We start from the raw sequence: 17925 nt of genomic DNA, 5'->3' as shown, positions 1-17925 counted from the left end.
TGGCAAAAAAGAAACACTGACCACTGACTACTGACAACGGACAAAATACCAATGAAACTGAACAATCGCGCTTGGTCTTGGTCCGATTGGGGTCGGGGATTACTCCAGTGGGTCAATCTTCGTCCAGAAGAAGGAGAGCGAACACTATTCATGTTCGTTTTCTATACCACAACTTCCATCGGCATCATCTGGGCAGAAGCTAGTACTGTAGCCCTTTTTCTGAAAGAGTATGGCGCAGAGCAATTGCCCCTGTTCTATATCCTCTCAGCGGGTATCGGTTCGAGCCTGGGCTTTGTCTACTCTTGGATGCAAAAGATTTTGCCTTTGCGCTGGGTAGTTGTCCTAGTAGCCTCCCTTGCAGTCATCCCCCTTGTCCTATTCCGCCTGGGATTAGATATTGTCTATTTGGCTGGCGTCACAGTCTTTCTGATGCGGCTGTGGGTGGAAGCGATTAACGTCCTCAATGACCTCAACACTTCCATTACGGCTAATCAACTCTTCAATATCCGGGAAATTAAGCGCACCTACCCCCTCATTAGTAGTGGCATCCTCGTTGCAGATGTTGTCAGTGGTTTTTCCCTCCCCCTAATCCTCGCCACCGTTGGGCTGAATAACGTTTCCCTAGTTGCTGTCGTGATGATGGGGTTGGGAGCTTGTAGCCTTTTTTATCTCACCCAGCAGTATAAGCAAGCCTTTCCGGATTCTCCCGTCAGAGCCAGCTTAAATCAAGAAAGCGACTTCACATCCAGGCGTCTGAGAGGCCCCTTGCAGCGCTACGTCATCCCCTTATTTGGCTTCTTCATCGTCGGGCAGATTCTGTTTTTGTTAATTGATTTTCAGTATCTGAGTCAATTAGAGCTGAACTTTGATAGCAAGGAAATTGCCAGCTTCCTCGGTTTGTTTAGCGGCATCGTGGGTTTATGCGAACTAGCAACCCAGTGGTTTATCTCCAGTCGAGCCATCGAACGGCTGGGAGTATTTGTTGCCGCTATGTTGTTGCCTGTGGCAATTATTATTCTTAGCTTGGTTGCTCTCACCGGGATTACAGGCTTTTTTCTAGGTCTGATCTTCCTCAAATTTATAGACGAACTGCTGCGCTATACCCTCATGGCTGCCCTTGGGCCGGTTCTATTCCAACCGCTCCCCGACAACATTCGCAGCTCAATCATGGCCCAGGTGCGGGGCATTGCCGAATCCCTCTCCACAGGATTTACTGGAGCGGGGATTTTAGGCATCATCAGCTTGTTAGCCTTTGCCTTTCACAACCTGTCGGAGAACTCGCTGCGATCGCTCCAAAGTTGGGTGTTTGTCGCCGTTATTATTATTTTTGCCCTCCTCTGGCTGTTAATTGTTTTCCTGCTCCGATCGAGCTATGTCGGCTTGCTGGTTCAGAGCGCTCAAGGAGAACGGCTGAGCGTTTCAGATGTCGATTTGCGAGTCCTCAAGCGTGCTGTCGTCGAAACACTGGAGAAACCAGGTACGGAAGCAGATAAACGCTCTTGCATCGAACTCCTGTGCCAAATCGACTTGGAGGATGTGGGTGAAATCCTTGCTCCGCTGCTCACTCACCTCACTCCAGCCTTGCAGCGCCAGAGCCTAGAAGCAATGCTGCTGACGCCGAATCCCACTTATTTAGACCAAGTTCAGGGGCTGATTGCTCAAAAACTCAATCCAGAAGTTCTTGCTGTCGCTCTACGCTATATCTGGCTAACTCAGGAAACCCCTGATATTAGCCAGTTACAGCCCTACCTCCGCCCAAACGTAGACCCGGTGGTACGGGGAACCGCCGCCGCCTTAATATTGCGCCGGGGCACCCCGACGGAGAAAGCCGAAGCGACCAATACCTTGCGCCGGATGCTGACTCATCAACGGGAACGGGAACGAGTCATGGGTTGTCGAGCGCTGGGAGAGGCAGATTATTTGCAGGCACTGCGACTTTATATTCCTAGTTTGTTACAAGATGAGTCTTTGCGCGTGCGCTGCGCCTTGCTAGAGGTAATTTCCTCAACCCGTTTACACGAATACTATCCGGCTCTGGTGCGAGGGCTTTACTACAAATCTACCCGCGAAGCCGCTCTAGGTGCGATTGTGCGTTTAGGAGATGAAGCGATTCCGATGCTGGTCGAGTTAGCACAAGATATCCACAAACCAGATTTGGTAAGGCTACAGGCTTGGAGTGCGATGGGTCAAATTGGCACGCCGGAAGCCCTCAATCAGTTGGTGGCTCATCTAAAAACCGGCTGGGGGACTACGCGACGCAACATCCTGCGGATTCTGCTCAAAATGCCCCACGAAACCGGAATCGAGGGGGTTCTCGACCGCTTAGGTCGCAGCGGTGTTGAAATGTTAATTGAGCAGGAAATGCTGTTTGTCGGACACTTGTATGCTGCTTTAGTAGATTTGTCAGCGGATGAACCAATTGAATCTTTTTTCGCCTCAACACGAGAAGCAAACCAGTCAGCGCTCTCATTGCTACAACGGGCACTTCTGGAAGAGCAGTCGGATGTGATTGAGCGGTGTTTTTTGCTGATGAAGTTTCTTTATCCGGCTAGCTCGATTCAAGCAGCAGCGTTTAATCTCCAATCTGATTCGCCGTCGAATATCGCGCTGGGGTTGGAAATTTTGGATAATACTCTAGATATTGCTAAGAAGCGATCGCTCGTGGGAATTCTCGACCGGCGACCGGAGAAAGAAAAACTGCAAAACTTGGCAGAGATGTTTCCTTATCAACCGATGATTCAGAGCGATCGCCTGCGTCGGTTGCTGGATTTACGTCATTTTCTGTCAGACTGGCCTTTAGCATGTTGTTTTCATGCAGCACGTCAGGCGAAATGGAGTTTGACGCCGGAACAGACGCTGGTGTGTCTGCGCCATCCCACCGGCTTTGTGCGGGAAGCGGTTTTGGCTTATTTGAGAGCCGCTGCACCCCGCGCTTTGCAGGAAATGTTGCCCGTCCTGAAAAATGACCGCGATCGCCTTGTCGCCGCCCAAGTTCAGCAGATGATGGCAGAACTGGGACAATAGAGGGACTAGAGACTCTGGACTCTGGATGATTACCCTAATGACGATGGGCTGTTCTCAAGTCTAAAGTCTAAAGTCCAAGGTCTAAAAGTCTAAAGTCTAAAAGTCCAAAGTCTAGAGTCTAGATTCCGATGTTAACCAGCGTTGAGCGCCTATTATTTGTCAGAGGCGTCCCGATTTTCCAGGAACTGCGGGATGATTTTCTGGTGCGGCTGGCTTCTGTGATGGATGAGCTATCCTTTCCAGCGCATCATACGATTTTTACCGAAGGACAAGAGGGGCGATCGCTCTACATTGTCGTTTCCGGCAGGGTACGGGTTCATTTTGGCGGTCGAGATTTGGCGCACTTAGAGCAGGGAGCCACCTTTGGGGAGATGTCGTTGTTTGATGCTGAGCCGCGTTCGGCTTCGATTACGACTTTGGAATCTTGCGAGTGTCTGATGCTGACGCAGTTGCAACTGTATGATGCGATTGATGAGACGCCAGGAATTGCGGTGAACATCATTCGTTTGCTGTCCCGCCGCATCCGCGAACTGAACAACAAAATCAACGTTTATAAGGCGGAAAGTCAGGAAGCAGATTTAAGTAAGGCGGGGAATTTGGGAGGATGAACTGCGAAGCAAGGAGAAAAAGCCAGGAAGAGACGCGATCGCATCCATTAGCCAAATTCTTTATTAGCTTAGTTAATTATCTGTACTGGCTTCCAACTATCCAACGACTTCCGAATCAAAGTTAATTCATCCATATATTCATTCAGTTGAGCTTTCCGTTCCTTTAAACTTGTCACAATTCGAGGGGGTATTACTTCCTTTTTTCGGGGTTCGGTTGCCAAATGCTCCAGCTCATTCCCTAATGATTGAATTAGCTTATTAGTTAGCGTCTCTGTATTTTGCGAAGCTGCCTTTTCTTGAATATTTTCAGTTTCTACTTCCCCGCTTACAAGACGGGTATTCAGGGAATCTTCTATTGCTTTAGCAGCTTTATTGAGTTCTGCCAAAACTCCACTCAGAAGATTCCAACCTAAATTTTCAATAATTGTTTGAAGCACTATTTCTTGAATAACAGGAATTCCGCTATCTCTTAGAACTTTTGGCGCAATTTCCATAGGCTGGGGAACTCTAAATTCACCTTCCTCAGTTTCTTCTATATAGTTCCCTAAAAATACTTGGACGAACTCTTTTGTATGACTGCTAGTTGCTGTGCTGTTTTGAATCAGTTTTGCTAAAAGTCCTTTTCTAGAATTTGCCGAATAGATAATCGGACTTAAAAAACCTAAGCCGATTAACGTTTGTTTGCAGATTTCAATAACTTCAGAAACGTCTATATGTGTGTTTTTCGGCTCAACCTCATTAATAATAAAGAAAACCTTACCTTGATTAATTGCTAAAGTTTGGCGATATTTCTCTATTATATTTTTTAAGAAAACGGATACAGAATCATTTTTAAAATTATTCTCATTTAAAATAAATAAGATTACATCGGTATTTTCTAAAGTTTCTAAGATTATCTGTTCTTGCTCTGTTGTCGGGGTGAATTTTATAGATGCTTGCTCATTTTCAACAGACAGATCGCTTAGAGTAAAGCCAGCTAGAGATGAAAGCGTGCTAATTGCTTCAATCGGATGTTCTATTTCAAAGCGGATAGTCCGAGCGGGATTATGTTGATTCCGAATAGATTGAGTATGCTCTAGGAATTTTTGGGCAATTCCGACCGCATCACCAGAAGCGATCGCAACAGGTTGCCAATGTCCTTCTCGATACTCCAGAAATCTATGCACTTGTCCAGAATCAATATGTCGGATATCGGTACGGCAGACAGTAATCGCTTCAGCTTCACTCGGTAAAATATCTGCACCTATTAAAGCATTTAGGAAAGTGTTTTTGCCTGTATTCAGAGGAGCAATAACCGCAACTTGATACTTCTGCTCTTTTAAAGCATATAACGCTTTAGTAATGTCATTTTCGATGCGTTGTAACGCCTTGGTATCGTCTCTCTCCCCTTCGCGTGTTGCTCGAATTTCTTGAAGGGACTGTAAGAGTAGCCTACCTGTGATGTAAATGCTGTCGTGTGCTGCTTGAAACTGTTCAGAAGACATAGCAATCGTCCGCCGAAAGGGGCTAGCGTAAGTTAGCTAAAGCTTACATCAGCTGAACGCAGAAGAAACAAACAAGAGTGACAGTTGCGATCGCAGGCTACTACACGCTCAAGCATTGCAGACACAAGTCGCGATCGCGTACAGCCCTTTGGGCATGAAAACAGCGAAGTGAGGCGTCAGCCTAGCGCCAACCTGTCGGTTCCATCCGTCAATTTACGTTTCGCTTGACTCCTTCCCCGCTAGGGAAAAACGAAGACAATGCTTTAGAAATCGAGCCGGAATCTCCGGACAGCCGCCAAAATGAAGATGGACGTAGGAAGCATGAACGTGATGCACTGCCCATCCCTCACTGGTAACAGGACTCTTGGGATCGTACCCCCGAATTTGAAATAGCGGCGCTTCCGGTTCCTCAGTTAAGTGAGAACGGTGAAACTCATGCCCCCAAACGCTTCCCCCAGCCGGGAGGAGGGGACTTTCTTGCAGCGCGATCGCTTGCCGATACCCTAAACTCAGGCGCGAACTCATGGCGGCTATGGTTGGTAAAACTCCTACCATTGGGTAAGAATTTTCCTCAAAATCTACAATTTTTTCAGACAAATACATTAAACCGCCACACTCGGCATAAGTGGGCATTCCCGCCAAAATAGCCTTCCGCACTGCATCACGAGTCGCGGTATTTTCAGCCAAGTTTTGGGCAAAAACTTCCGGGAAACCACCCCCAAAATATAATCCTTGGATGCCTTCTGGTAAGCTTTTGTCCGTCAGCGGACTCCAAAACACCAATTCTGCTCCCAGGGATGCAAGTATATCTAGATTGTCTTGGTAATAGAAGCTAAAAGCGCGATCGCGGGCAACAGCAATTCTTAAGGGATCGAGGATATCCCGTGAAGGCTGGGATGAAGGATGAATTAATTCTATTTGTTGCCTTTGTTCTACCTTGAGAAGCGGCAAGAGGTGTTCCCACTCAAAGCAACTGTCTCCCAAATCGGCAAGCCGATCGATTAAAGCGTCCATCTGAGACAGCTCTGCGGTGGGCACCAAGCCCAGATGCCGGTCGGGAATGCTGATATTCTCTTGCCGCCGCAAAATTCCTAGAATGGGCAACTGCAAAGGTTCTAGAGCTTCTTTGAGAAGTTGCAGGTGGCGATCGCTTCCCACCCGATTTAACACTACTCCAGCAATCTTGATTCTAAAGTCAAAAGAACGATAGCCATGAGCGATCGCTGCCACCGAACCAGATAACCGGCTGCAATCTAACACCAACAGCACGGGTAAATCCAAAAGCCGCGCAATATGAGCCGTACTTCCAAAGTCAGTGCTGAGTGCAAAATTTTCCGTTTCTCGCTCAAGATTTAACTTTTCATTCTGAATTCTCTTGACTCCGTCAAATAGCCCCATGACCCCTTCCACGAGGGCATAGTCGCTTCCGTAACGATGAGCAAGAAAAGACTGCTGCACGTAAGTTTCAGAGGTCAGTACCGGGTCTAAATTCCGGCAAGCACGACCAGTCACGTACGTGTGAAACATCGGGTCGATGTAATCTGGCCCTACTTTAAAAGATTGAATCTGGTAACTCCGACGACATAAAGACGACAGCAGGGCGAGCGTAACTGTCGTTTTGCCCACCCCGCTGCGTTCTCCGGCGATCGCTAAAGCCATATTTACTCATTGCTTGTTGTTCATCGTTCATCTATGTTGCGATGAACAGTTGCTATGAACAATGAACAATTCGCGATTAACCATTCGCGCTCGCTAATTTGAGAATTGCCGCCGTGATCGCCATACTTTCTACGTAAAGCATATCCCGGCTCCAACGCCGCAACTGCTGACTTAACAAGAACTCAGCTTTTTGGTCAGACATCGGCGTTACCTGTTGAATCCGGCAAGCTTGGGCACCACCACCTGCCTCCATCCGCATACAACCCGTCGTTTCGGAACACAAAACCGTACAACAGTCTGCATCCAGGTTCGTCGAACTCAGACGTAGCGCAATCAAGTCACCCGGTATATCGCCCCAGTCAGCAGTAGGAATCCCTGCCAACTCCGCTTCTATTGTCCGCTGATCGGGAGCAACAAATTCAATCCGCTTGATGTCATAATCACCGCCTTCTTTGGTATATGAAACGGGGTGCCACTGCAACCGGCTCGCCAGCCAACCAATAAACATCAATGCTTGGTCAGGATTGCCCTTTTCATAATTAATCGTCACCTTATCCACTTCCTTAAGAGCCTCGCGGCGCTCTGGTGGATCAAAAGCTTCGGCGGTTAATTCTTGCCACGGAGCCAGCCGACGCCAATTGAGGTCGGCAACCGGAATGCCTTGTTCCAGAAGGGTTTGTACCCGCAGTAAATCATCCTGTGGTTCGTTGAAAACACAGGAGTCAACGATCACAGAATTGCAGACTGCTGCCAGCCGCTTAAACAGAGCATCATTGGGATCGGGCGTACCCTTCCACCAGAGAAACTTAGGCAGACCGCCGATTAGCAACCCACTCACAATCCCACCGATACGTTCCAAAGCTTCGGCGGTGCCTTGCAGAGTAATGTATTCGCAGCAGATCAGGGTATTATGACTTTGCTTTTGGATGGGGCAATAGGCTGAGACTTGGGCAGTCACGCCTTCATCTTCCCCAGAGACGGGACACAGGGCAATGATGCGACAGGGGTTCGCGGCAGCGATCGCATCCGCAATTCTAAAGCTATCTGAGGAAGACTGCTGACCATTACTGGCATCTGCCTCTTTTGTATTCCCATCGGAGCGCTTCTTTGCTTGCTCTACTCGCAGTCGGTCGAGGATTCCGGCATCCGTCTTGCCCGTTACTGGCAGTCCATAAGCTTTCTGAGCCGTCTTGATCGCCGCCTCTGTCAGCGGGCCATCAATTCCATCGATCGGGCCTTTGTAAAATCCTAAAGCTGCCAACAGCTGCTGAGTTTCCTCCGGTTCGTAAACCACAAAAGTAAATGTGGTTGCCCGCGTAGCCATCGGAGACTCGCCATTATCATTGTCGCTATTGTAGCTTTGCCAAATTTGATGCAGTTCTGCCTCAATTTCTGTCATTGAGACATCTTTGGGCGGTTGTATTGAAACAATCGGAAGAGATTGTGTTGCCATATTCAGTGATTGAAGAAAAGGTAATTGGTAAAAAGGTAATTGGTAATTGGTAAAAAGGTAATTGGTAAAAAGTTTTAAGTTGTAGAGACGCGATTTATTGCGTCTGAGTTTTGAATGGAAGAGTTTCTTCTAACTTCAAACTCAATACTTACAACTCTGATTACCCATTACCGATTACCCATAAACCAACTACAATCTGCGCCAGCGGCGTCCATCTTGATTAATCAAGAATTCTGCTTCCTCTGGCTCCCAGGTTCCCGCTTCATACTGGGGAACCGATGCTGGGTCAGTGCTTGCTTCCCAAGCGTTTAATGCCGGTGTTACGACACGCCACGCTTCTTCCACTTCATCAGCTCTCGTGAACAAAGTTTGGTCGCCTAACATACAGTCGATTAACAGCCGGTCATAAGCATCGGACGTTGCCATCCCAAACGAGGAACCATAGCTAAAGTCCATATCTACCGAGCGCGTCCGCAGTTCTGTTCCCGGCATTTTGGCTTCAAAACGCAGAGAAATTCCTTCATTCGGCTGAATCCGCATCGTCAGCACATTCGGACTTGCTTGCTGGGCGGCAGATTGAAAGATTAAGAAAGGAACTTCGCGGAAGTGGATGGAAATCTCGCTGACCTTCTTGGGTAGACGCTTGCCGGTTCGCATATAGAAAGGAACTCCTTGCCAGCGCCAGTTATCAATTAGCAGCTTCATTGCTACATAAGTTGGCGTCGTGGAGTTGGGATTGACCCCCGGTTCTTCTCGATATCCAGGCACCGGCTTACCCTTCATCCATCCAGCAGAGTATTGACCCCTAACCGCTGATAATTCCAGGTTATGCACGTCTGCCAGGTGAGTTGCTTGCAGAACCTTCATTTTTTCGGTGCGGATACTATCGGCATCTAGGGAATTGGGCGGTTCCATTGCCGTGAGGCAGAAAGTCTGCATCAGGTGGTTCTGCATCATATCCCGCAAGGCTCCGGAGCTTTCGTAGTACCCGGCACGGTCTTCGACGCCTACAGTTTCTGCCACCGTAATTTGAACGTGATCGACAAACTGTCGGTTCCAAATCGGCTCAAAAATTGCGTTAGCGAAACGGAAAACCAGGAGATTCTGAACCGTTTCTTTACCCAGATAGTGGTCGATGCGGTAAACCTGTTTTTCTTGGCAAACCTGCTGCACTACGCGGTTTAGGGCTTGGGCGGAGTTGAGATCCCGTCCAAAAGGTTTTTCAATCACCAGACGGGTTTTCAGGGGGTCATCGAGCATGCCCGCCGTACCCAATTGGCGAAGCGCTTCTGGGAAGAAATTTGGAGAAACGGAGAGGTAAAATACGCGGTTTCCTCGCGTTCCGCGCTGACCATCCAATTCTGCTAAGAAGGCTTTCAGTTTCTGGTAACTTTCGGGCTTGTCAATATCACCAGGGCAGTAGTATAGACCTTGGGCGAAGTCGTGCCAGAGTTCTTCTGAGCCAATCCCATCGCTAAATTCTTCGATCCCCTCGCGCATCTGCTCCCGGAAGTAGTCGTGGCTCCACTCCCGACGCGCCACGCCGACAATGGTCATTTCCGCTGGCAGGCGTCGTTGCAGCTTCATCTGATAGAGAGCTGGCACGAGCTTCCGTTGCGTCAAGTCTCCGGATGCCCCGAAGATTACCAATATCTGCGGCTCTGGTATCCGTTCCTGCCGCAACCCAACACGTAAAGGATTTTCTAGCAGTGTGACCATAGAAGGATAGTTTTGAATTTTGAATCTTGAATTTTGAATTTTGAGTTTTGAGCTTTGAGTTTTAAATTCCTAGCTGAATTGATAACTTTGAATTATCAGACCCCTTTCTTAACTTAAAACTCAGCACTCAAAACTCAAAACTTTCTTACACGGGTTGCAGATGTTTGATTTTCTCTTCCAAGGATGCGGTTAGAGATTCAAAGGGCTTCACAAATTTCTCAATTCCTTCGACTAGCAATTCGTCCATCACTTCGTCTAGATTGATGTCGATGTCGGGGTCTTTGAGACTTTCAATCAGCTGATAGGCTTCTTCCACCCCAGTTTCAATGCGAGAAGCAACGTCGCAGTGGTCGGCGCAGGCTTCGATGGTATTCGGTGGCAAGGTGTTTACTGTGTCTGGACCAACCAGCTCATCCACATACATGACATCGCTGTAGCTGGGGTCTTTGGTGCTGGTACTTGCCCACAACAACCGCTGGACATTTGCACCTTTTGCTGATAGGGCTTTCCAGCGATCGCTCTTAACGATCTCTTTGTACTTCTGGTAGGCAATTTTGGCGTTAGCGATCGCGATTTTGCCCTTAATTGCCATCAGTTCTGCCTTTTTCTCGATTCTATCAACGCCTGCTTTCAGCTTGGCATCAATGCGAGCATCAATATTAATATCGATGCGGCTGAGGAAGAAACTCGCTACCGAGGAGATTTTGCTGATGTCTTTGCCTTCCGCTGCCCGCTTTTCTAAGCCGCGAATGTAAGCCCAAGCGGTCTCAACATAGCTCTCAACGGAGAATAGCAGCGTCACGTTGACGTTGATCCCCTCTGAGATAACTTGCTCGACGGCTGGCAAACCTGCCGTGGTGCCGGGAATCTTGATCATGACGTTATCTTTACCGATTTCTTGGTAATAACGCCGAGCTTCCTCAATCGTGCCTTGGGTGTTGTGGGCGATGTTTGGCGGGACTTCAATGCTGACGTACCCATCCAAACCTTCAGAGGAGTCGTAGACAGGGCGGAGGATGTCGCAGGCATTGCGGATATCCTCAAACACCAAGGATTCGTAAATCTTTTCAACGGGCAATCCAGCTTTGATCCCGGCTTCAATATCGGCGTCGTAGATCGCATTTCCAGCGATCGCTTTTTCAAAGATGGCTGGATTAGAGGTGATCCCGCAGATCCCTTTATTCTCAACCATATCTTTGAGTTCGCCGCTTTGAATCAAATCACGGGTCAAGTTATCCATCCAGATACTCTGACCGTATTGTTTGATCTCTAATAGATGATTGTTTGGCATATCTGTCATTTTTTGGCTCCTAACAATTGTCTTTGTAACGCTAGATCGAGAATGTTCCCGTTGAGCAGCTTGAAAGGTCAATGCGGGAATTTTTCAAGAAAGCAAAACCTTATTGAGGCACGCGCGATCGCGCGATCGCGTTTTTATCCTCATCCCATGCCCGTTTCTGAATAAAAGATTCCACCAAGGTGACATCTTCTTTGCTACCGATCAGCAATGGCGATCGCGCATGAAGGGCATTTGGCACTACGTCCAAAATCTCTTGCGTACCCGTACTTGCTCGACCCCCGGCTTGCTCTATTAAAAAGGCTAAGGGAGCCGATTCATACAGCAACCGCAATTTTCCTTCTGGTTTTTTCACAGTACCGGGGTAAAGGAAAACACCTCCTTGGAAGAGAATCCGGTGAATATCGCCCACCAGCGCCCCTCCGTATCGAGCCGTATAGCCTTCCTGTCGATGAACATAGCGGATATAGTCTCGCAAGGGTTCTTCCCACTGCCAGAAATTTCCCTCATTGACACTATAAATAGAGCCGTGATTGGGAATCTGAATGTTTTCACTTGAAAGGATAAACTCGCCTAAGCTGGGATCGAGGGTGAAAGCATGAACCCCAGTACCAATCGAATAAACCAGCATCGTGCTAGGCCCGTATAGCACATAACCTGCGGCGATTTGTTTGCGCCCGTTTTGCAATAAATCACCGCCGGTTTGATTTTCATCCGTTCCTTCTTGTTGGCGAATTGCGAAGATGGAACCCACGTTGATATTGATATCTACATTCGAGGAGCCATCAATCGGGTCATAGAGCAGGGTATAGCGCCCGATGGGGCAATTTTCGGGAATATAGTAAGGCTTCTCCATTTCCTCGGATGCCAAACGGCAGACTAAACCGCTTTGCTTAAATACCGAGATAAATACGTCATTGGCATAGACATCCATCTTTTTGACGGATTCCCCTTGCACATTCACATCACCCGTAAATCCCAGCACGCCTTCGAGTAATCCTGCCCTGCTGAGTCGTCGCGCAATCAACTTTGCCGCGAGGGCAATGCGATTCATAATCGCGCTCAAGTCCTGGGCATCTGCCGAAAAGCTGTGGAGTTGCTGCAAAACGTGACGAGATAGCGTTGTGCAGTCGCGATCTAGGGCTTGTTCCTGAACGACGAAAGGCTGTTCCACGTTGGACATAGTTTTCGTCCTCCCTTTCAATAAATGCTTTGTTAACAGGGCAGCTCTCATTGAGCTACTGCCCCAACATATCAAGACCTGGTCGCTCTACCTTCTATCTTAGGGAGCCATTTCTCAGGATGGTGTTTAACTTTATATCAACTAAAGAAATAAAATCTTTAGACGCGCTTTATTGTCTAAAAGGCAACAAGGCTGAAATTAGATAATTACCGCTCGCAATCCAAAAAAACAAGATGGGAGAATACAAACGGATCGGAATCCTGACCAGTGGGGGTGACTGTGCGGGGCTAAATGCTGTGATTCGGGCAGTTGTCCGCTGTGCAAATGGTAAGTACGGCTGGGAAGTGTGGGGGATTTGCCGGTCTACGCTGGGCTTAATGAGCAGTCCGCCAGAAGCAATCAAGCTGGAGTTTGATAAGGTAGACCACTTGCTCACGATGGGCGGTACAGTGCTGGGAACGACGAACAAAGGAAATCCCTTTGCGTTTCCAATGGCGGATGGAAGTTTGCGCGATCGCTCAGAAGACATTATTGCGGGCTACCATCAACTAGGCTTGTCAGCTTTAATTGGAGTTGGCGGGGACGGCAGTTTAGCGATTCTCCGAAAACTCGCGCAACAAGGCGGGATCAACTTAGTCGGGATTCCCAAAACCATTGATAACGATGTTGGTAGCACTGAGCGTTCTATCGGATTTGATACCGCCGTCAACATCGCCACCGAAGCCCTCGACCGATTGCACTTTACTGCGGCTAGCCACAATCGAGTCATGATCCTGGAAGTGATGGGGCGCGATGCCGGTCATATTGCCCTGAATGCGGGGATCGCCGGTGGAGCTAATGTGATCTTGATCCCGGAAATTCCTTACACCATTGAAAATGTCTGTCGCAAAATTCGGAATCGTCAAGCGATGGGAAAGAATTTCTCGATTGTCATTGTCTCAGAGGCGGTTTGCACGGCTGAAGGCAATCCAGTTAAGAGTATGGATCGATTCGGGGAATGTCGATTAGGCGGAATCGGACAGTATTTGGCAGAGGAAATTTCGATTGCTAGTGGTGCAGAAACCCGCGTGACTGTTTTAGGTCACGTTCAGCGAGGGGGACTGCCTTCGCCTCTGGATCGGTTACTGGCAACTGCCTTTGGGGTGGCGGCGGTCGATCTGATTGCTGAGGAAAAGTACGATCGCGTTGTTACCTGGCAAAACCGCGAGATTGTCAGCGTGCCAATTGCTGAAGCGATTGGACAATACAGAGCCGTCGATCCCGACGATACTTTGGTCAAGACTGCCAGAGGTTTGGGGATTTGCCTTGGAGATTAAAAGACTAAAGACTAAAGTTCTGCGATCGCGGTGTAGAAATATTTAACAGAGCAATCTGCGATCGCGAAGCTTTCTGTTTCGCTCTACCAGCTTAGAGACTTAACTTAGGAACTTAACGAGCCGCCGGATTCTCCACCGCCACGACTCGTCTCTTGTGTAAGCCATCAGCATCAATTCTGCTCGGTGTTGAGAACCGGTGGCAATGCGCGACAAAACCAGCACAGTTGTCCTTTTTTAGGAGTGTTTTTCAAACAACCGTGCTGATTTCGCCCTATCTTTCCTTAAAATCTGCTTCGCCTCGCGCCGCCGCGATCGTCCTCCTTGGGTCGTGCTTTATTCACTCTAAGCTGACGGCCCATCCATTCAGCCCCATCTAATTCGGTGATGGCTGCGTCTTCTTGGGCATCATCTGTCATTTCAACAAAAGCAAATCCGCGCATACGTCCCGTTTCGCGGTCTGTCGGTAAGACAACTCGCTTCACCGCGCCGTACTCTGCAAAGACTGCTGTCAAATCTTCTTCGGTCGCTTGGTAAGACAGGTTTCCAACGTAAATGGTCATGTGGATCGATAAAGCTGAACGAGGAACTAAAGTTCAGAACCCCTAGATGGCTAGATGTGACCCCTAATGCCAGGTCAAGACTTATTTACCAATGGTGAATTTTCATCAACCCAGCCCACAAATGTGGCTGCACGAGTCCCAAATCCGACCATTAATAGGACTGAACTTTTAGGTTTCGTCCTATCATAGCCTACTAATTTCATTGTGGGAGAGGATCTAGGGTACACGCTGAGCGGTTCTCTAATTATTAAAATTCCCTGACTTTTAGCAGTGGCTCAGAAGACATTGCCCAAGGGAGAATTTCAAAGATTAGGGAGGCTAAATTTCTCAGAAAAATCGACCGAGCCGCTGCCAACTTTCCAGCCGTCTTTATCTTTAGCCTCATTCAGCTTTCGATGCCAAGTTAGTCAATAGAAATTGACTGTGGGCCACTACCTTTGCCGTTACCACTGCCGTTGGAAGAAGCTGTAGGGGAAGGAGCTACACCTGCCTGTCCGTCAAGCCAGGTTTTCACGGGGTCATCATTCAGGTTGATGCGGAGTAAACCAGAAACCAATCCGCCTAAGAAAGCGCCTGGGTGCTGAGTGAATTCTTTAAAGAGCGGGGTTAGTTCATCGAGAAACATTGAGAGTCTCCTGTTGCTGCCTGATAGTAACTGATGTCTATCCGTCGATCGTAGCGTGTCCGATTGCGGGTAGTGGTATGGGAAGATGCGATCGCATCTTCCCAAAAACAAGGTTTACGCCTCTAGCCAGACTTTTGGTCGGAGAATAAGCACTTATCCGAGTCGCACCCAGCGGGACCGACTTCCATCAAATAGCCTGAATCGTAGCGACTTAAGGCAGCATGAAAATTTTCGGTCTGGCGTCGCTTTTCGACTTCCTGGACTATCTGCTCATACTGCTCTTTGGCGATTGGCTCAAACGGCAAGCGCGGAAACGTCTGATGATCGTCGAAGCGAGCTAGAAGCGCTGCTGAGATGTAACCCTGATCGTCTCGGATTGCTTCGTAAATCCGAGTGCCTAACGCTTCGATCTCGCTCTCGCGCAACTCGATGGTCGCGGAGGTGTTGTGACGGACAAAGAATTTTTGAACTTGCATATAAAAATCCATTTGCGCGATCGCGTTAAACTTGCCAATCTCGATTTGATCGGCTCCCGGTAAATCCGCCCAAGCGACAGCAACGGGGATTTCTACCAGCCATTCCGAGCATCTGGGATCGAAGGGATCGTTCAGGAGATTGCCGTTTTCATCTTTATCAGACTGAGACGGAATCACGTTGTACCCGTAGTCAATACACGCCAGAGCAACTGGGTCATTCTTTCTGAAGGTGATCCGGCGCAGAAAACGTTGAGCTTTTGGCGGATGCCAGCCCGGTGAAGCGCCTGTCAGCAAGGATTTTGTCCCGGAAGGCTGAACCGTGGTGCAGCGGTTGGGGCGTTTGATGCCGTGGCGATCGCAATAATCCCATACCACTTGATGCACCGTTTCCCGCCAGCGCGTCAGATATTCCTGCTCCTGTTTCTTAAAGCTTAGTCCTGCCTCTGTTTCCGGTCTCCCTGCTTCCCACCAGCGCAACCAATCTACACCAAAGGCATTCACAAAGAAATCAAATAATCCTGTGAAAGAAACTCCCACAATTGGATCGAGTTCCCGTGACTTTCGATAGCGTTCTTCGACAAATTCGTGATTGAGCAGCGAGGCGACTGATAATGCTCCAGCCGTGAAAGCTTCCTCTTGTTCTTTATAGTTATGTGGGTCAATTTGATTGAGATGAACCTCCGAAAGGTTGCAGTGGAAGTTTGAGCCGATGATTTCCAGTTTTGTTATCCACTATTTCTAGTGGTCTCGGACTATATCTTCACCTGGTCTAGGTGGAGGGCGCTATCTGACCATTATTGGTTTCCCGCAGGTCTAGTCTCTGAACCTTCTCCAGCTCTGGGGCTACCTGCCTTACATCTGGAGCTTGGCTGCTGATTACCTTGCACCTTTTTGGGTGTTTAGGCTTCCAGCAATTCACCCTCTGACTATCTAACCTGTTCCCAGGTTAGGCGGCAAAATCTAAGCTACCGCAAGGATTCAAACCAACACGAGCTAATCGATGCTCTATCTCATCAGGAGATAGGTGGGGGTAGTGTTCTCCTAACCACTGTTCAGCGCTACCTTGACTATAAGCTTGCAGAAAATCAGTTTTCAGCTCAGGGGTTTCTAATAGATCGCAGTTGGCTCTTGCTACTGCTTCTCCTGCCCATTGAATTGCGCCTTCCCCGGAATAATGCTGCTGACGAACAGAGGCAAGGCATTCTTCTAGAGTGGGTTTGTGGTGAAAAACTCTAGTGTGATTTGCCATGCGAAGCGCATCCCGTTCTGGATCGATGCGCCAGTTGCCGTTTTCATCTTGCTGCCAAAGATTGCCTTTCGCGTCGGCAAATTTTTCATCATCGCTAGAACCTTGCCTCATTCCAGCTGAGCGCCTGACGTTGCCAGCAACCACGACAACGGCGGCTTCATCTATTAATAAACAGCACTCAACCGAATTCAGACGCCTTCCTAGAGCTTTATTTAAAATTGACGCGCAACGTTCGTAAAGACCTGACAACTTCACCGGATTGGCAACGCCACCAAAGCCTTTGAGGGGTTCTCCAGCTGCTCGGACATCGCTGAGGTCGATGGATACCTGTACTTCTGCTGTGAAGCGCTCATCGCTCGATAATTCCAGCAAAGTTTGATAAGACTTAACCCAGCCTTGGCGACTGTCTCCGACGTAAATTTTGACTTTTTCGCCCTCTACTTTCACTTCTGTCAGTTCGCGGCGCTGCAACGCAGGAGTAGAGCCAATCTCACCTTGTACCGTCACCACAAGGCGATTGCGAATTTGTGGCAGTTGATTAATGTATTTTGGTTCGAGAACGGCTCCAGTGCCACACCCCATCATTGCCAAATCCATCATCAGACCGAAGGCACGCCAGTCTACTACATTGGTGCTGGTGCAGTTGTAGGCTCCTGAGAAGTTTTCGGGTCTTTCAATCCACTCGCTGCCGCCCACCCAGAGCCAACGTCCAGAGGCAAGAGCTTTCATCTGGCGCTGCATGCGATCGATCGTGTCAGCTTCTTTAGGGGTGAGCTTGCCAAGCTTCGTCAACGCCCTAATCGTGCGATCGCACACTTCATCCCAAGTCTCGCGCCCCGATTGGGTGCGACGGCTGTACGTCCTAAAAAATACAGGATTCGCAGCCGGTGCCGTTTCAGGAAACCGGCTCGTCTGGATTACTCGCTCAAGCTCTCGAACCATAGGTCAAGTCTGATTGGTTTTGGGAAAATTCACAGATCACTTACTATACGCGATCGCAGATATGGGGTCAAAGCTTGAAAAATCGAGGAAATTGCGCTATCCGTGTGGCTTTCTAGATAAAATTGGTACAGTAAAATATCCCATTGAGCGGCTCAATTGGTCACAGTCGTAATAGTTACAAGAGCGTCAAAAGGCAAAAATTAAGGGCGATTGTCAGCCGCCCTTTCCCATCGTTTGAGATTACTGTCTTGCTTTCAATTGCCTTTTTGAGAGGCGGTGCAAACGTTCAACAGCAAACTTATTTCACGAGCGCAACAGACAGGATCTTCC

12 protein-coding genes and 2 pseudogenes are annotated in these 17925 nt (G+C 48.5%); 3 read left to right on the top strand and 11 right to left on the bottom strand.

Going from position 1 to position 17925, the window contains the following annotated elements; genetic code table 11:
- Window positions 1-51: 51 nt before the first annotated feature.
- Window positions 52-3024 (top strand): HEAT repeat domain-containing protein, encoded by a 2973-nt coding sequence (locus NC997_RS18860; RefSeq protein WP_190526122.1) that lies wholly within the window; start codon window positions 52-54, stop codon window positions 3022-3024.
- A gap of 128 nt (window positions 3025-3152) precedes the next feature.
- The gene (locus NC997_RS18855) at window positions 3153-3632 is read left to right on the top strand and encodes a Crp/Fnr family transcriptional regulator (RefSeq protein WP_190429295.1); all 480 of its coding nucleotides are present in this window, start codon (window positions 3153-3155) and stop codon (window positions 3630-3632) included.
- Between the two features lie 68 nt (window positions 3633-3700).
- Here NC997_RS18855 and NC997_RS18850 read toward each other — a convergent pair whose 3' ends face one another.
- The 6 genes from NC997_RS18850 to fbp form a co-directional block, all read right to left on the bottom strand.
- Complete coding sequence (locus NC997_RS18850) at window positions 3701-5116, bottom strand: dynamin family protein (protein WP_190526120.1); 1416 nt, start codon at window positions 5114-5116, stop codon at window positions 3701-3703.
- 213 nt (window positions 5117-5329) lie between these two features.
- Window positions 5330-6775, bottom strand: coding sequence for a cobyrinate a,c-diamide synthase (locus NC997_RS18845; protein WP_190526118.1), 1446 nt, complete (start codon window positions 6773-6775; stop codon window positions 5330-5332).
- A gap of 76 nt (window positions 6776-6851) precedes the next feature.
- Window positions 6852-8228, bottom strand: a complete 1377-nt coding sequence (opcA, locus tag NC997_RS18840; RefSeq protein WP_190410350.1) for a glucose-6-phosphate dehydrogenase assembly protein OpcA — start codon at window positions 8226-8228, stop codon at window positions 6852-6854.
- A gap of 189 nt (window positions 8229-8417) precedes the next feature.
- On the bottom strand, window positions 8418-9947 hold the full coding sequence (zwf, locus tag NC997_RS18835; RefSeq protein WP_190526116.1) for a glucose-6-phosphate dehydrogenase: 1530 nt from the start codon (window positions 9945-9947) through the stop codon (window positions 8418-8420).
- Between the two features lie 145 nt (window positions 9948-10092).
- A complete protein-coding gene (tal, locus tag NC997_RS18830) occupies window positions 10093-11238 on the bottom strand; it encodes a transaldolase (protein WP_190526177.1) in 1146 nt (381 codons plus the stop codon).
- 109 nt (window positions 11239-11347) lie between these two features.
- Complete coding sequence (fbp, locus tag NC997_RS18825; protein WP_190410352.1) at window positions 11348-12427, bottom strand: class 1 fructose-bisphosphatase; 1080 nt, start codon at window positions 12425-12427, stop codon at window positions 11348-11350.
- A gap of 233 nt (window positions 12428-12660) precedes the next feature.
- Between fbp and NC997_RS18820 the strand changes: the two genes are divergently transcribed.
- Window positions 12661-13743 carry an ATP-dependent 6-phosphofructokinase gene (locus NC997_RS18820; protein ID WP_190429299.1) on the top strand — a complete coding sequence of 361 codons (1083 nt, stop codon included), beginning with the start codon at window positions 12661-12663 and terminating at the stop codon, window positions 13741-13743.
- Window positions 13744-14024: 281 nt separating this feature from the next.
- Here the strand turns inward: NC997_RS18820 and NC997_RS18815 are convergent, their stop codons facing one another.
- The 5 genes and pseudogenes from NC997_RS18815 to nrdJ (NC997_RS18795) form a co-directional block, all read right to left on the bottom strand.
- Window positions 14025-14303, bottom strand: coding sequence for an RNA-binding protein (locus NC997_RS18815; RefSeq protein ID WP_190410354.1), 279 nt, complete (start codon window positions 14301-14303; stop codon window positions 14025-14027).
- Between the two features lie 247 nt (window positions 14304-14550).
- Complete coding sequence (locus NC997_RS18810) at window positions 14551-14688, bottom strand: hypothetical protein (protein ID WP_348257816.1); 138 nt, start codon at window positions 14686-14688, stop codon at window positions 14551-14553.
- Window positions 14689-14706: 18 nt separating this feature from the next.
- A complete protein-coding gene (locus NC997_RS18805; protein ID WP_190410355.1) occupies window positions 14707-14928 on the bottom strand; it encodes a hypothetical protein in 222 nt (73 codons plus the stop codon).
- A gap of 122 nt (window positions 14929-15050) precedes the next feature.
- Window positions 15051-16121: pseudogene (nrdJ, locus tag NC997_RS18800) on the bottom strand (ribonucleoside-triphosphate reductase, adenosylcobalamin-dependent); the annotation flags it as partial.
- A 244-nt stretch (window positions 16122-16365) separates the two neighbouring features.
- Window positions 16366-17595, bottom strand: a pseudogene (gene nrdJ, locus NC997_RS18795) (ribonucleoside-triphosphate reductase, adenosylcobalamin-dependent); the annotation flags it as partial.
- Window positions 17596-17925: the final 330 nt, after the last annotated feature.

This window comes from Trichocoleus sp. DQ-A2 (assembly GCF_039961915.1).
GTDB lineage: Bacteria > Cyanobacteriota > Cyanobacteriia > Cyanobacteriales > FACHB-T130 > FACHB-T130.
The sequence above is the reverse complement of the archived record's forward strand: the minus strand, read 5'-3'. Positions and strand labels throughout refer to the sequence as shown.

Bases quoted from the DNA above. Each gene is read 5' to 3' on its own strand.
- NC997_RS18860 (WP_190526122.1), top strand. From the start codon at position 52: ATGAAACTGAACAATCGCGCTTGGTCTTGGTCCGATTGGGGTCGGGGA.
- NC997_RS18855 (WP_190429295.1), top strand. From the start codon at position 3,153: ATGTTAACCAGCGTTGAGCGCCTATTATTTGTCAGAGGCGTCCCGATT.
- NC997_RS18850 (WP_190526120.1), bottom strand. From the start codon at position 5,116: ATGTCTTCTGAACAGTTTCAAGCAGCACACGACAGCATTTACATCACA.
- NC997_RS18845 (WP_190526118.1), bottom strand. From the start codon at position 6,775: ATGGCTTTAGCGATCGCCGGAGAACGCAGCGGGGTGGGCAAAACGACA.
- opcA (WP_190410350.1), bottom strand. From the start codon at position 8,228: ATGGCAACACAATCTCTTCCGATTGTTTCAATACAACCGCCCAAAGAT.
- zwf (WP_190526116.1), bottom strand. From the start codon at position 9,947: ATGGTCACACTGCTAGAAAATCCTTTACGTGTTGGGTTGCGGCAGGAA.
- tal (WP_190526177.1), bottom strand. From the start codon at position 11,238: ATGCCAAACAATCATCTATTAGAGATCAAACAATACGGTCAGAGTATC.
- fbp (WP_190410352.1), bottom strand. From the start codon at position 12,427: ATGTCCAACGTGGAACAGCCTTTCGTCGTTCAGGAACAAGCCCTAGAT.
- NC997_RS18820 (WP_190429299.1), top strand. From the start codon at position 12,661: ATGGGAGAATACAAACGGATCGGAATCCTGACCAGTGGGGGTGACTGT.
- NC997_RS18815 (WP_190410354.1), bottom strand. From the start codon at position 14,303: ATGACCATTTACGTTGGAAACCTGTCTTACCAAGCGACCGAAGAAGAT.
- NC997_RS18810 (WP_348257816.1), bottom strand. From the start codon at position 14,688: ATGAGGCTAAAGATAAAGACGGCTGGAAAGTTGGCAGCGGCTCGGTCG.
- NC997_RS18805 (WP_190410355.1), bottom strand. From the start codon at position 14,928: ATGTTTCTCGATGAACTAACCCCGCTCTTTAAAGAATTCACTCAGCAC.